General features: G+C 38.6%; 15 protein-coding genes. 4 read left to right on the top strand and 11 right to left on the bottom strand.

The features are described 5' to 3' along the window. Positions 1-204: 204 nt before the first annotated feature. Positions 205-2004 carry an alanine--tRNA ligase gene (locus R2876_07180; protein ID MEZ4358382.1) on the top strand — a complete coding sequence of 600 codons (1800 nt, stop codon included), beginning with the start codon at positions 205-207 and terminating at the stop codon, positions 2002-2004. Positions 2005-2038: 34 nt separating this feature from the next. On the opposite strand, the gene lepB is transcribed toward R2876_07180, so the two are convergent. From lepB to argS, 10 genes are all read right to left on the bottom strand, one after another. After that, a complete protein-coding gene (lepB, locus tag R2876_07175; protein ID MEZ4358381.1) occupies positions 2039-2614 on the bottom strand; it encodes a signal peptidase I in 576 nt (191 codons plus the stop codon). After that, on the bottom strand, positions 2607-2789 hold the full coding sequence (locus tag R2876_07170; protein ID MEZ4358380.1) for a DUF951 domain-containing protein: 183 nt from the start codon (positions 2787-2789) through the stop codon (positions 2607-2609). Before R2876_07170 ends, lepB begins: the two co-directional genes overlap by 8 nt. Positions 2790-2792: 3 nt before the next feature. Then, complete coding sequence (locus R2876_07165; GenBank protein MEZ4358379.1) at positions 2793-3674, bottom strand: mechanosensitive ion channel; 882 nt, start codon at positions 3672-3674, stop codon at positions 2793-2795. A gap of 22 nt (positions 3675-3696) precedes the next feature. Next, on the bottom strand, positions 3697-4185 hold the full coding sequence (locus R2876_07160) for a GNAT family N-acetyltransferase (protein ID MEZ4358378.1): 489 nt from the start codon (positions 4183-4185) through the stop codon (positions 3697-3699). Then, positions 4186-5523: a replicative DNA helicase gene (dnaB, locus tag R2876_07155; protein MEZ4358377.1), complete on the bottom strand. Its 1338-nt coding sequence runs from the start codon at positions 5521-5523 to the stop codon at positions 4186-4188. A 7-nt stretch (positions 5524-5530) separates the two neighbouring features. Beyond that, the gene (gene rplI, locus R2876_07150; protein ID MEZ4358376.1) at positions 5531-5977 is read right to left on the bottom strand and encodes a 50S ribosomal protein L9; all 447 of its coding nucleotides are present in this window, start codon (positions 5975-5977) and stop codon (positions 5531-5533) included. Continuing rightward, positions 5974-7929, bottom strand: a complete 1956-nt coding sequence (locus R2876_07145) for a DHH family phosphoesterase (protein ID MEZ4358375.1) — start codon at positions 7927-7929, stop codon at positions 5974-5976. Before R2876_07145 ends, rplI begins: the two co-directional genes overlap by 4 nt. After that, on the bottom strand, positions 7926-8933 hold the full coding sequence (locus R2876_07140) for a DUF2232 domain-containing protein (GenBank protein MEZ4358374.1): 1008 nt from the start codon (positions 8931-8933) through the stop codon (positions 7926-7928). The genes R2876_07145 and R2876_07140 overlap by 4 nt, the downstream gene beginning before the upstream one ends. A 90-nt stretch (positions 8934-9023) precedes the next feature. Further along, positions 9024-10292, bottom strand: coding sequence for a serine--tRNA ligase (gene serS / locus R2876_07135; protein ID MEZ4358373.1), 1269 nt, complete (start codon positions 10290-10292; stop codon positions 9024-9026). Positions 10293-10330: 38 nt separating this feature from the next. After that, positions 10331-12022 carry an arginine--tRNA ligase gene (argS, locus tag R2876_07130; protein ID MEZ4358372.1) on the bottom strand — a complete coding sequence of 564 codons (1692 nt, stop codon included), beginning with the start codon at positions 12020-12022 and terminating at the stop codon, positions 10331-10333. Positions 12023-12168: 146 nt separating this feature from the next. Between argS and radC the strand changes: the two genes are divergently transcribed. Both radC and R2876_07120 read left to right on the top strand, forming a co-directional pair. Next, on the top strand, positions 12169-12903 hold the full coding sequence (radC, locus tag R2876_07125) for a DNA repair protein RadC (GenBank protein MEZ4358371.1): 735 nt from the start codon (positions 12169-12171) through the stop codon (positions 12901-12903). A 94-nt stretch (positions 12904-12997) separates the two neighbouring features. Then, positions 12998-13492 carry a YdcF family protein gene (locus R2876_07120; GenBank protein MEZ4358370.1) on the top strand — a complete coding sequence of 165 codons (495 nt, stop codon included), beginning with the start codon at positions 12998-13000 and terminating at the stop codon, positions 13490-13492. Here R2876_07120 and R2876_07115 read toward each other — a convergent pair. Beyond that, complete coding sequence (locus tag R2876_07115) at positions 13461-13964, bottom strand: MarR family transcriptional regulator (protein ID MEZ4358369.1); 504 nt, start codon at positions 13962-13964, stop codon at positions 13461-13463. The two genes, R2876_07120 and R2876_07115, sit on opposite strands and share 32 nt — an antisense overlap. A gap of 107 nt (positions 13965-14071) precedes the next feature. Here R2876_07115 and R2876_07110 point away from each other — a divergent pair, with 107 nt between their 5' ends. After that, a complete protein-coding gene (locus R2876_07110) occupies positions 14072-14305 on the top strand; it encodes a FeoA family protein (protein MEZ4358368.1) in 234 nt (77 codons plus the stop codon). The last annotated feature ends 1 nt before the right edge of the window (position 14306 follow it).

The following is a 14306-nucleotide window of genomic DNA, read 5'->3' as shown; positions in this document are numbered from 1 at the left end:
GGAAATACCGTAAAAATTTTTAAGTCTTGCTATCCGTTTAGCAGCGTTAGTAAAATTAACGCCGCTTTGCCCCCGTTAAGGGCTTTAAAAGCTGGGCGCTTTAGCGCCAAATAGTGGGTGGTACCGCGGAATTTTCGTCCCTAATTTATATTAGGGGCGTTTGTTTTTATAAAAGAAAATTTTACATATAAGCGGAGGTATTTTATGAAAAAACTCTCAAGTGACGAATTGCGAAAAATGTATCTGGATTTTTTTAAATCAAAGGGACATGCTGTAATTCCCAGTTCTTCTATAGTTCCGGAAAACGACCCGACTGTACTGTTTACAACTGCCGGCATGCACCCTTTAGTGCCTTATCTTTTAGGGGCGGCGCATCCTGAAGGCAAAAGGCTTGCAGACGTACAGAAATGTATACGTACCGGCGATATAGACAACGTCGGAGATGCCTCGCATCTGACTTTTTTTGAAATGCTGGGCAACTGGTCTTTAGGGGATTATTTTAAAAAAGAAGCAATAGATTTTAGCTTTGAATTTTTAACAAGCGAGAAGTATCTAAATATACCTTTAGACCGCTTGGCCTTTACAGTTTTTGAAGGAGATGAAAACGTACCAAAAGATTTGGAATCCTACGAATGCTGGAAAAGCCACGGCGTTTCAGAAAAAAACATTTTTTTCTTAGGCAAGAAGCATAACTGGTGGGGGCCGGCAGGGCAGACAGGCCCATGCGGACCGGATACAGAAATGTTTATCATAACAGATAAGGAGCCCTGCGGGCCGGATTGTTCACCCGCATGCAGCTGCGGGCGTTATCTTGAAATATGGAACGACGTTTTCATGCAGTACAATAAAGCGGCAGACGGAAAATTCCTTCCGCTCTCTCAAAAAAACGTAGATACCGGCATGGGGCTTGAACGTACTATTTGCGTTCTACAGGGTGTCAATTCCGTTTATGAAACGGACTTGTTTACCCCGATAATCAAAAAAATCGAAGAGCTTTCAGGAAAAAAATACGGTGAAGGCAAAGAGGTTACCCGCGCTATCCGTATAATCGCAGACCATTTAAGGACAGCCACCTTTATCTTAGGCGATGTTCGTCCGATAACCCCCTCTAATGTAGACCAGGGGTATGTATTAAGGCGGCTTATAAGAAGGGCCGTCCGCTTTGGTATGCGTATAGGCTTGCCGACAGGCGCTCTCTTTAAAATCGCAGACGTCATTATAAATAAGTATAAAGAAGTCTATCCCGAACTCAGTGAAAAGCGCGAATTTATAATGAACGAATTAAACCTGGAGGAAAACCGCTTTCAGATAACTATAAAACAGGGATTAAAAGAATTCAATAAAATGCTTGTAAATTTAAAGAATGAAACTTCTTCTAAGATAGACGGTGCATCAGCCTTTAAACTTTACGATACATTCGGGTTCCCGATTGAGATTACACAGGAATTAGCACAGGAAAACGGCCTGACTGTCGATATAGACGGGTTTAACGCGGCATTCCACGAACACCAGTTAAAGTCCCACGCAGGCGCGGACAAAAAATTCAAAGGCGGGCTTGCCGATTCAAGCGAGCAGACCTCCATGCTGCATACGGCAACGCATCTTTTGCTTGCGTCATTAAAAAAAGTCCTGGGGTTTGAAGTTGAGCAACGCGGTTCCAATATAACCGCAGAGCGTTTACGGTTTGATTTTACCTGCCCCAGAAAACTTGAAAAAGAGGAACTTAATAAAATAGAACAATTAGTTAACGAGGCCATTGCAGCAGACATAAAAATAGACTGTTCAGAAATGCCTGTAGATGAAGCTAAGAAATCCGGTGCGACAGGCATATTCGATTCGCGGTATGGAAATATAGTAAAAGTATATACTATAGGCGATATTTCAAAAGAGATATGCGGCGGCCCCCATGCCAATTCAACAGGAGAGCTTAAGAGTTTTAAGATAGTTAAAGAGGAAAGTTCTTCCGCAGGGGTAAGGCGTATAAAAGCTACTATCGGGCAATAAAAAAATCGGGCTTAAAGCCCGATTTTTTTATTTTTTAACTAACAGATGATATTTGATCTATCGGCCAAATGACAAAGAAGCACCTGCCTATAATAGTATCTAAATCTACCGCACCTACACTGGGGTCCCGCGAATCCTTTGACACGTTCCTGTTATCCCCCATAACGAAGACTTTGTCTTCAGGGACGACAAATGGTCCGTAAGTCGTATCACTGCTCATCGGTTCTTTTATATAACTTTCTTCTTTAAGCTGGCCGTTTATATATAAATGGCCTTCTAAAATTTCAATAGTATCTCCTTCAATACCAATAACGCGCTTTACTAGGTCTTTGTCTTCTCCGGCATAATCAAATATCACTATATCTCCCCTGCCCGGCTCTCCTAACATATAAGACACTTTCTCAACGCACATAACAGATTCAGGTTCCAACGTCGGCTGCATTGAGGTCATGTTTACTACTATAAATTCGAATACAAAAAAACGTATCGAAAGCGCAAGGACGGCTGCAATCAAAATCGTGATCATAAAGCCTATCCTGTCTCTTTTCTTTTTTATGCGTTTCTCCTTAACTCTAGAAGAAAATTGCTGTTCGTCGTTTACTTCATTCATTTGATAGCACCTTTTTTACTTTCTTTACGAAGTCTTCATATGGAAGCATGATTATACGCCCGCATTTAAGACATTTTGCCTTTACATCCATGCCTGTTCTTATTATTAAAAATCTATCTTCCCCGCAAGGATGCTTTTTCTTCATCTTTACGATATCATTTAAATTTAGTTCCACTACCTATTCCTTCTTTATTACAATATGCTTCTTAACTGGAATTTCTATTCCCTGGCGCGTAAGTTCCATATATATATTTTTTGTAAGCTCGCGTTCTGCGTCGAAATACTGAAGCGCCTGCGAGTGCTGTACTGTTCTTATCTTTATTCCATCTGAGTCCACACTTATAACCCCTAAAACTTTTGGTTCATCCAGTAATACGCTTCCATCTTCGGTTGCCGCATACTTTAAAAATTCGTTCTTCATTATATCCATGGTCTTTTCTATATCAAGAGCATTTAAAATTGCTACCGTAACGCCAAAGAGAGAATTGCCCCTATTGTAATTTGTTATTTTTTCCATTTGGCCATTTGGCACTATAAACAACTCACCGGTATAAGCCCTTATATTTGTAGTCCTTAGCGTTATCTCCTCAACCGTACCCTTTACGCCGGCTGCTTCAATGATATCGCCAACTTTAAATTGGCTTTCGAACATAAAAAACGCTCCGGCAACCACGTCTTTAACAAGCGCTTGCGCACCTAACCCTATTGCAATTCCGCCGATCCCGGCAGTTGCTAAAATTGACCCGGCAGTTATACCGAGTCCTAGCTCTCCTAAGATGGTAGCTATTGCAAAAAAGTATACGGTATAGCGGACTATGCTTTTAAAAAGGGTATAAAGCGTTTCAAGGCGCCTATTAATTTCTTTTGCCGAAGATTTTTTTCTTTTTGAATCTAGTATTCTTTTTATTATCTTATTTGAAATGACGATTACAAGTTTTGCAACAACTATAATCGCAATAATAATTAATATCTTAATTATAATAACATCTGCGTTGTCCGCTAATTTTAAAAATCCCTCTTTAATGCTGTTCCAGATTTTTTCAAAAAAGTTCTCGTTCATTTAAAAATACCTATTTGGATTTTTAATCACATCCACACTTAGACGGAAGAGTAAAATCTTCTCTTTTAAGATTCATCTTGATATACGATATACCCGATTTATTAAATTTTTCCCCAACTGCTTTAAATCCAAACTTTGAAAAAAAACTATTGAGATACACTGGCGAGCAAATTTCAACTTCATTAGAGGACTTTAATACTTTAACCAGTAAAACACGTATGAGCAAGTCCCCGATGCCTATACCCCGAAAAGGTTTTAATACTGCTATGTTTCCTACCATAGCTTTTTTTCCGTCATGCCATATACGCCCAGTTGCTGATGGAATATCGTCTATATAAACAACTGCATGCACGGCATAGCGGTCAAAAGAATCGAATTCCTCTTTTTCATCTACTAAAAACTCTTTAATAAATACTTCCCGCCTTATTTTTTTAATATCCTTAAATTCACTTTTGCCAAGGAACCATTTATTAGTAATAATGCCTTCTTGTCTTTTATCGTTATTTCCCATTTAAAACTCCTGATGCTGTTCATCCAGTTCAAGGAACCGGGTGTTTTCTCCGATCCACTGCATTTTTATTATGCCGGTAGGGCCCATCCTCTGTTTTGCTATTATAACCTTACAGGAATTATCCGCCTCTTCATCATAATAGTTGTCCCTGTGTAGGAATATAACTACGTCTGCGTCTTGTTCAATAGAGCCGGATTCGCGAAGGTCGCTTAACATAGGTATCTTGCCGTCCCTTTTTTCGGATGCACGGCTTAACTGCGAGAGTAAAAGTATAGGTACATCCAGTTCCCTTGCAACCAGTTTGACAGAACGCGTTATCTCAGATATCTCAAGCTGCCTGTTTTCCGTTCTCGAGTTAGAACTCATCAACTGCAAATAATCTATCATTATAACGCCAAGGCCTTTATCCATCTTTAGCTTTCTTGCCTTAGCTAATATTTCAACAACTGTTATCCCCGGCGTGTCGTCTATATAAAGAGGCGAGGAACTGAACTTCTCAATAGAGGATATGAGCCTCTTAAAATCATTTTCAGACAATTTGCCAGACCGGATATCCTGCATATTTATCCCGGCTTCGGAGCACATGAGCCTTGTCCCTAACTGTGCCGAAGACATTTCAAGGGAAAATACGGCTGCCGGCAGTTTTTTCTTCATGCTTATATTTCTTACTATATCAAGGGCAAAGCTCGTCTTGCCCATGCCCGGCCTTCCTGCTATAACTACCATTTGTGAGCCTTGCAGTCCAGACAGCTTATTATCAAGTCTTGGGAATCCCGTCGGAACGCCTAAAATACCGTCTTTGCTCTCCGCTGCACGGCCTATTTGATTGTAGCTTTCAACAAGCGCTTCTTTTACATGCTTTAAGGAATCATGGCTTTTTTTAGTAGCTATGTCGTAAATACTTCCGCCGGCACGATTTAACACGTCCACAGCCTCTTCAGAATCGTCGTATGCATCTTTGATTATACCGTCTGCTGCACTTATCAATCTTCTAAGTACGCTTTTTTCTTCGACGATGTCTATATAATGCTCGACATTTGAAATGCTGGGAACTATCTGTGTTAGGTCGCTTATATACTTTAAGTCTTCTGCGCCTGAAAGTATCTTCATCTTGTCTAACCGGTCGGAAAGCGTAACTAAGTCAATCGGCTTTTCTTCCATAATGAGCTCGACCATCGCTGCAAAGATCTTGCTGTGTTTTTTGACATAGAAATCTTCGGAGGTCAGCCGTTCCAAAACCGAATACGCAGCCCTAGACGATAAAATCATCGATCCTAAAATAGACTGCTCTGCTTCTACGCTGTGTGGCGGCAATTTACTTAAGGCATTTACACTCATAATTTCCTTAACCTGCTTTAATAATAACTTTTATATTGGCGCTGATTAAAGCATAAAGCTTTACTTGAATTATATATTCGCCTAATTCTTTTATATTTCCTTTTAAAACGAATTTTTTTTTGTCTATATTTATATTCTTTTGCTTTTTTAATTCTTCGGATATTTCTTTGGCTGTTATAGATCCAAACAACCTGTTTCCGTCTCCGCATTTAACTTGCAAAACAAGCTCCATACCTTCAAGTTTTGCCGCTAAATTTTGAGCGGCTTGCTTTTCCATGTCTTTTTTATGATTTAAAGCACCTTGTTTAACTTTTGCTTCGTTTACATTTTGAGCATCGGCAGTTTCTGCTAAACCATGCGGCAATAGATAGTTCCTTGCATAGCCATCGCTGACTTCTACAACCTGTCCTGCTTTACCCTGGCCTTTAACGTCTTTTTTCAAAAGTACTTTCATTGCTCTACCTTCCCTTCCGCCATATATTCGTCTATAGCTTTTTTAAGCATTTTAGTTGCTGTCTTTATATCTACGTTCTTTATGCGGGCCCCTGCGACTGTCGTCTGCCCGCCTCCGCCTATCTTTTCCAAAATAATCTGCGCATTGATACTTCCAAGAGACCTGCCGGATATAAGTACGTTTCCATCAATAGAGGATATGACAAAAGATGCAATGACCCCTCTTATGGTAAGAAGCGAATCCGCAGCCTGCGGTGCAATAACAGCGGCATTTTCAGTATTCGGCGGTACCGTCGCTATGGCTATCCCGGGGCTTAAAATGCTGGCATGACGGACGACTTCCGCCCTCATCGAAAATGTCTCTAAATCATCCTGGAAAAACTGCTTTATGTTTTTAGCGTCTGCCCCTACCCTGCGCAAGAATGAGGCTGCTTCAAAAGTCCGCGCACCGGTTTTAAACGAGAAGCTCTTGGTATCAAGAGTTATGCCGGCCAAAAGCGCCTCTGCTTCAAACGGTAAAAGAACCGGCTTTTCATCAAAATATTGTATCATTTCCGTTACCATTTCACATGTAGACGAGGCATACGGTTCATGCAAAAAAAGCGTTGCGTCCGATATGAAATCCGTTCCCCTGAAATGGTGGTCGATAATAACGATTAAATCCGTCCTGTCCAAAAGATCCGGAGCCTCCAAATGGTTTCTTATCTGTGTATCTAAGATAACTATCATGGAAGTAGGCTTGATTATCTGCTCAGCTTCGTCTTCGGTTATTATTACTCCGTTATATTCCTTTTCGCCCTTCATAACGGATATCAAGTTAGATATCGTTTTAGTTGGACGGCTAAGCACGATATACGCCTTTTTATTCACTTTTCTGGCACAGCTTAAAATACCAAGCGCACTACCGAAGCTGTCCAAATCCGGCACAGTGTGCCCCATGATAAAGATATCGCCGGCCTGTTCCATTAGGTTCCTGAAGCTGCGTGAAAACTGCCTAATTTTTACCTTAGACCGCTTTTCAATGCCTTTTTGCAGCCCGCCGAAGAAATTATATTTGTCATATTGTTTTACAACAGCCTGGTCTCCGCCGCGACCCTGGGCTAACTCTAATGCCTTAACTGCAGACTCATTTGCCTGATTTAGAGTATCGGCAACACCAATGGCTAAGCTTAACGTAACATTAAATCCATTTATTTTATAGTTTCTCGCCTCCTGCAGTATGCCAAACCGCCTGCTCAAAACTACGTTTAAATATCTTCTTTCGAAAAATATTATGTATTTATCCCTATCAAATTTAAAACATATGCCGTTTAACATCTTTGTGAAGTCATTTATAATCTTGTCTATCTCGTTAAACAATGCGGAGCGTTCAGACAGTGTAATATCTGTAGAAATTTCATCTACATTATCTATCTGTACATAACATACAGCTCCCATATGGCCTAAATAAGCCCTTTTTATATCTTCCTCGTTTTCTTTATCTAGAAGGCGAAGAAGCTTAAATTTACGCCTTTTAAATTCGTGTTCTGTTAAATTTTTTGTATAAACCGTATCATTGATTGTAACTTGTTTTTCTTTATTTGGCTGTGCTAAATCTGGTAAAAGCATATAGATGTCTTCACCCATTGGAGAAATATCAACTATTGAAGCAAAAGCATGGTTAAACCAACAAATTTTATTTCCCTTATCAATTAGCGCAGTTGGTATATCATCGCCTATAACCAAAGGCCGCTGACCATTTTTTATATTGGATAAAACGGAATATACGTATTTATCCTTAAGCTTATTGGCGCTAATAAAAAATATATATCCCAGCAATAATATAAATGACAGCGCGGCAAAAAGTATTTTCTCTAAAGTTCTGTCAAGAGAAAAAACAACTGCGACCACTATTATAAAGGACAAAACAAGCAAAAGTATTTTTTTGTCTATTTTTTTAATCAATTTTTTCATAGCTTATTTGAATCCCCTATACTATTAAAAGATTTCCTTACTTTAAATATATACTCAAATATACCCATATACATAAATACATTGTATAAAACCAACCATGCAAAAATCAATATAAAGCGCCTAAAAAAGGTCCCTGCATTTTTTCTCTTTAAAAACCAGCTTGCAAAACTTGCCCCTTCAATAGCTAATATAAATATCAGCCCCGTTATAAGAGTAGTACTTATAGATGCATAGTTTTCCTCATTGATATAAGTTCCGAAAAGAACATATAGTATGACAAACACAATAGCCCATATAAAATTTTTAGGCAGCGTATAATTTTCAAATGAAGGTATTGGGGCTAAGTCTACGCCGCTTTTTTTAAGAAGATAATGGGAGAGCGTATAATTAAACAGCCCGCTTGATAAAATGTACAGGCCCAAAAAGGTCGGAAGATACGATGTAAATATATCTTTTACATAGACCATGGCCATTTGAATAGCATCAGACTGGCTAAGCTGCGTAAAATACTCTAACGTCTTTGTCCCCGCCGTTATCTCCCCTAAATTATAAGCTATCAAAAACGCATTCGCACTTTCTTGGTTTTTTACAAACGTCTTTTGCGTTAAATCAATAAAATAAGTAAGCAAATCCGAATTGAATTTAAAGTTAACGTATATGATAAAAAATATAATGCTTAAAGCTATCGCGGCCATGGAAATCAAGACCGATTCAAACATACGAAGGCGTTTTTTTAAGCATATGGTTACAGCAATAGCAGGAGGTAAAAAATTTAAGATTATAAACATGCCTGCCGTAAACCCATAAAAAACGAATGCCGTTATAGCACCAAATGAAAACGTTATAAGTGAATATACGCAACCTCTTTTTACGGCTATATATATAGCAGGTATTGGCACTAATAATAGGCTTAATGGAAATATAGCTTCCAGCCAAACTAGTACTCCAGTTAAAATGCCGGCAGCTAAAAATTCTAAATTAAATTGTTTTAATTTGTTCTCCAACCCCTGCCTCTTCTTAATTTAAAAATTTAAGCTGTTTAATTTTAAGGAAGACCTTTATTTCCCCATTTATTAATATCAATTAAAAAGTATTTAGTTTATTATATCAGTTCTCATATAAGAGCGCAAAACCTCGGGTACGGCAACACTGCCATCCTTATTCTGGTAATTTTCAAGTATAGCTGCAACCGTCCTTCCCACTGCCAAGCCGCTGCCGTTTAGCGTATGCAGGAACCTGGCTTTTGCATTAGCCCCATCTTTAAACTTTATTCCTGCTCTCCTGGCTTGGTAATCCTCAAAATTCGAGCAAGAGGAAATCTCCACATACCTTTGATAGCTCGGCATATAGACTTCTATATCATACGTCTTAGCCGAAGTAAAGCTCATATCTCCGGTAGACAAACATACGACCCTATACGGAAGCTTTAAAAGCTTTAGTATCTTTTCTGCCTGTGCAGTTAACTTTTCAAGCTCTTCATACGAAGTTTCCGGCCGGACAAACTTAACAAGTTCCACCTTGTTAAACTGGTGCTGGCGGATAAGCCCCCTCGTATCTCTTCCGGCGCTTCCCGCCTCTGCACGGAAACATGCGGAATATGCCGTATAATTTATCGGTAGCTTTGAACCGTTAAGTATCGTCTCTCTTAGCATATTGGTCACCGGGACTTCTGCCGTCGGTATCAAGAAATACTCCGTACCAAAAATCTTAAATGCATCCTCTTCGAATTTAGGAAGCTGCCCTGTGCCGACCATGCTTTTCCTGTGGACCATATACGGCGGAAATACCTCTGTAAAACCATCGCCCGTATGTGTATCAAGCATAAAGTTTATCAACGCGCGTTCAAGGCGTGCCCCTAACCCCTTATAATATACAAATCTCGCTCCGGTAGCATTTGCAGCAGCTTTAAAATCTAAAATATCTAGCGCTTCTCCTATGTCCCAGTGCGCTTTAGCCTCAAATGAAAACTTTTTAGGTTCCAAATATTTTCTTATCTCCACATTGTCCGTATCGTCTTTACCGACGGGGACAGATTCATGAGGCATATTCGGAATGGATAAAAGCATATCCAAAATCTGCTGGTTAAGCGTATTTAGTTCTTCGTCTAAACTCTTGATAAGCTCGGATTCTTCTTTCATCTGTGAAAAAAGCGCTTCAACGTCTTTCCCTTGCTTTTTTAAAATCGGGACCTGTTTTAAAGCCTCGTTCTTCTTAGCCTTAAGTTCTTCAACTTTTACTATATTTGCCCGGCGGGATTCGTCTAACTTAAGCAAATTATCAATAACGCAGCTTTTAACGCCCTTTTTCCCAAGGCTTTTTATTACTTCTTCTTTGTTTTCCCTGATCCTTACTATATCTAACAATTTCTTACCTCATTTATATAATTTTTTCTTATGTTTTACTACATCTGATCCGGTGCTTCAATACCGATTAGTTTAAGTGCGGTCTTGATTACCGTTTTAACGCATTTTGTAAGTAATACGCGATTAGCAGTTCCTTTTTCATCTTCATCTATAATTCTATGCTCATAATAATACTTATTGAACGCCTGAGACAAATCCACCGAATATCTGGTTATCAATGATGGCTCGTTTTTCTCCTTTGCCTCGGCAACGGTGCGCGGAAAACTATAAAGCATCTTTAAAACTATAAAAGCTTCGTCGTTATCAAGGCTATAATAATCCCCTTTTTGCTTTATTTCCCCGGCCTTTTTAATAACGCTATTGCACCTTGCGTGGGTATACTGTACATAAGGCCCTGTTTCCCCGTCGAAGTTAAGCGCCCTGTCCCAGGAAAAGACCATATCTTTTATACGGTTATTAAGTAGGGCGTTAAATATAACAGCGCCGACGCCAACCTGAGAAGATACTTTTTCCTTATTTGAAATATCCGGGTTTTTTTCCTCAATAATCTGTTTTGTCTTTTCTATTGCTTTATTTAAAACGTCCTCTAAAAGAACCACTTTGCCTTTTCGCGTAGAAAGCGTGCCGTCTTCAAGAGACACCATGCCAAATGCAACATGTTCTAAATCTTTAGCCCAGTCATATCCTAGTTTTTCAACGACTTTAAACCATTGTTTAAAGTGCAGGTTCTGCTGATATGCAACTACATATAAACACTTATAAAAATTATATTCCTTTTTTCTGTAAAATGCAGCAGCTAAATCACGAGTAGAATAAAGCGTTGCTCCGTCTTTTTTAAGAATCAAGCAGGGAGGCAGCTTATATTCGTCTAGATTCACTACATACGCACCCTGGCTTAACTCAAGCAGGTTTTTTTCTCTTAGTTCGTCTATTACCGTCTGCATCTTGTCGTTATAAAAGCTTTCTCCGGCATAGGAATCAAACTTAATGCCTAAAATATCGTAGACCCTGCTTACTTCTTTTAGCGTTATTTCCTTAAACCATGAAAAAAGCTCAATAGCTTCTTCATCTTTTTCTTCTATTTTTTTAAACCAAGCCCTTGCCTCATCTTCTAAGGACTCGTCCTCTTTAGCGCAATCATGAAATTTGACATAAAGCCTGGTTAGTTCATTAACTCCGCCTTTTTCGACAGACTGTTTGCTGCCCCAGTGCTTATACGCATATATAAGTTTTCCAAACTGGGTACCCCAGTCTCCCAAATGATTAATCGAAACGCACTTATATCCTAAAAAAGAATAGATATTATAAAGCGCATTCCCTATTACCGTAGTAAGCAGATGCCCTATGTGAAAAGGCTTTGCTATATTAATAGAAGAATAGTCTATGCAAATAGTTTTGCCGTTTCCCTCGTTTGAAGACCCGTAAGCCTCGTTTTTGCTTTGTATCTCCTCTAAAACGCTTAAAGTAAACTTTTCCCTGTCTAAAAAGAAGTTTAAATATCCATTTAACTGTTCTACCTTTTCAATATACTCCCCTTTGTCTATATTTTGAGACAGCTCCTTTGCGATTTTGTCAGGCGCACTTTTTAAAACCCTGGACAGCTTGAAACAAGGAAGCGCATAATCTCCCATTTTATAGTCTTTAGGGACTTCTATCATCTCATATATTGAATTAAAGTCCATATTAACTGATTTTGATAATTGTTTTGCTATTTGCTCTTTAAAATCCATAAATTATACCGTCTGCTTTTCATTTTCTAATATTTAAATATACCATATGCAACATGCCTTTTCAATAAATCTTTACCAAGAAAAAGGACTTTTAAGTTTCTGCGTCGAAATAACTAACTAGCAATAAATATTGGAGACTTAAAATCATGAGTACTTCAACGCATCACTATCACAGACAGAGGATGTTTGAAAGAGCAGACAAAACCGGGTTAGATAGTTTTGCTGACCATGAGCTTTTGGAATATATGCTCTTTTTTACTCAAGCCAGAAAAAATACAAATAATATAGCACATGGACTTATAGAAGAATTTGGGAGTTTTGAAAATGTGCTGGATGCAAATTTTTTCGACCTGCAAAAAGTTTCAGGAGTCGGGCCTAATAGTGCGCGTTTCTTAAACCTTTTTTTATATGTTTTAAAACGGTATAATTCAAACAAAACCCGCCCAAAGCAAAGAATTACAAACGTACGTGAAGCTGGTGAATATTTATCTGCAGTTATGATGCATTCTAATAAAGAGGAAGTTTATATCCTGCTGTTAGATGTTAAATCAAGAATAATCCGCTTAAAGTGCATCGCGCAGGGAACTATAGACGAAGTTCCCCTTTACGTAAGGGAAGTCGTCGCAGAGGCTATACGCTCAAACTCCAAAAAAGTGATACTTGCGCATTGTCATCCAAATGGTTCTTTTAATGCATCTAAAAATGATATAGACTTAACAATAAGCCTTAATAAGGCTTTGTCTACAGTCAATATATCTTTGCTGGATCATATAATAGTCAGTAAAGAAGGCTATGCAAGCATCTTAGCCAATATACAGCTAAAAGCCCATAATGGCTCTAAGGATATTTTATCGCAATATGAAATCGATTACGAACTTTAAAAGTTTAAATAAAAATATACTTTTTGTTATATTATGGACGGTGGTCTCCGCTTTGGCGGCGTTTATCGTTTATTTTTGTTTTTCTTTTTCCGTTATGATGGGGTATACAAACCTTCCTTGCGCTATAACTAAAGCAGACTGCATAATAGTTCCCGGAACTACCGGCGGAACGGACATATTATATTCACGTTGCGAAAAGGCGGCTGAAATTTTTAAAGGCGGTTACTCTGGCTATATAATAGTAAGCGGATGTTATGATGAAAATATATGTAAGACCGAAGCTCAAAGCGCATGTGATATGCTTACCGGCTTAGGTGTGCCTAAAGACAGCATAATACTTGAAACAAAAGCAGCCAATACGTGGGAAAACTTTATATTTGTGAAAGAGATAATGGAGAAAAACGGTTTTTCTTCTTCTATACTAGTGTCAAACGATTTTCACTTGCTAAGGTGCATAAGTGTAGCGCGTAAACTTGGATATTTTGATATGACAGTAGTCTCAATGCCGACAGATAAAGAATTTTTATGGTATTTAAGGCTGAGGGAATGCCGCGGGATTATGTTTTATGCTCTGTCTCAGCGCTTTTAATATTAGTTTTACCTTTCCAATTCAAATATTCAGATAAATTCTCCCCATCTTGAAAATAATTTACAAGCATTTCTATTTCATATACGCTTTTAGGGTTTAAAACGTGTTCAACTTGCTCTACTTCGATAAATTTGAGTTTATCGTCTTTATCATCCGACAAAAGGGAGAAAAAATCTGAAACCACTTTATGCCGCCAAAGAAGATATGCCCCCTGCTCTTTCCCTCTCTCTGTCCCCTTTATTATCCCGTATTTTTCATAGCTTATAAAACCTTTTTCACTTAGCTTTGCCGCCATTTTGGAAGCAGACGGCGGTTTTACGTTTAAATTTTTAGCAAGCTCGTTGATACGCACATAGCCTTTTTCCCCTATTTCACGGTAAATCATCTCAAGATAGTCTTCAAGAGATGGGGAAAGCACTTTATTTTCCCTGTTCTTTAGTTCATAACCGCGCACTGTATAAAAATCGTTCAAAAATTTCACCCCTTTAATAAATTATATGCATGAACACCTGTTTATTACATTGCATATATTAGCCTAGGGAAACTTTTCCGTTTATATATACAGAAAGGAGTTTATTTATGGATGTAAATCCTTCACTTTTAAGCCTTCCAATAGGCGGCAGGGCCCAGGTCAAGTCCCTTGCCTCAACCGGCTCTAAACGAAGGCGTATGCTAGACTTAGGCTTTGTTTCCGGCAGCATTGTCGAAACTTTACTTAAAAGCCCATCAGGAGACCCGAAAGCATACCTTATCAAAGGTACTGTCATTGCCCTTAGGGAAGATGACGCAAAAGATATATTTATACAATTATAAA

The sequence above is a fragment of the Eubacteriales bacterium genome (assembly GCA_041390245.1).
Taxonomy (GTDB): domain Bacteria; phylum Bacillota; class Clostridia; order Christensenellales; family JAWKQI01; genus JAWKQI01.
Note: the sequence above shows the minus strand (reverse complement) of the source record. Positions and strands in the feature narration are given on the sequence as shown.

Coding starts and splice junctions, on each gene's coding strand:
- R2876_07180 (MEZ4358382.1), top strand. CDS start 205: ATGAAAAAACTCTCAAGTGACGAATTGCGAAAAATGTATCTGGATTTT.
- lepB (MEZ4358381.1), bottom strand. CDS start 2,614: ATGAATGAAGTAAACGACGAACAGCAATTTTCTTCTAGAGTTAAGGAG.
- R2876_07165 (MEZ4358379.1), bottom strand. CDS start 3,674: ATGAACGAGAACTTTTTTGAAAAAATCTGGAACAGCATTAAAGAGGGA.
- R2876_07160 (MEZ4358378.1), bottom strand. CDS start 4,185: ATGGGAAATAACGATAAAAGACAAGAAGGCATTATTACTAATAAATGG.
- dnaB (MEZ4358377.1), bottom strand. CDS start 5,523: ATGAGTGTAAATGCCTTAAGTAAATTGCCGCCACACAGCGTAGAAGCA.
- rplI (MEZ4358376.1), bottom strand. CDS start 5,977: ATGAAAGTACTTTTGAAAAAAGACGTTAAAGGCCAGGGTAAAGCAGGA.
- R2876_07145 (MEZ4358375.1), bottom strand. CDS start 7,929: ATGAAAAAATTGATTAAAAAAATAGACAAAAAAATACTTTTGCTTGTT.
- argS (MEZ4358372.1), bottom strand. CDS start 12,022: ATGGATTTTAAAGAGCAAATAGCAAAACAATTATCAAAATCAGTTAAT.
- radC (MEZ4358371.1), top strand. CDS start 12,169: ATGAGTACTTCAACGCATCACTATCACAGACAGAGGATGTTTGAAAGA.
- R2876_07120 (MEZ4358370.1), top strand. CDS start 12,998: ATGATGGGGTATACAAACCTTCCTTGCGCTATAACTAAAGCAGACTGC.
- R2876_07110 (MEZ4358368.1), top strand. CDS start 14,072: ATGGATGTAAATCCTTCACTTTTAAGCCTTCCAATAGGCGGCAGGGCC.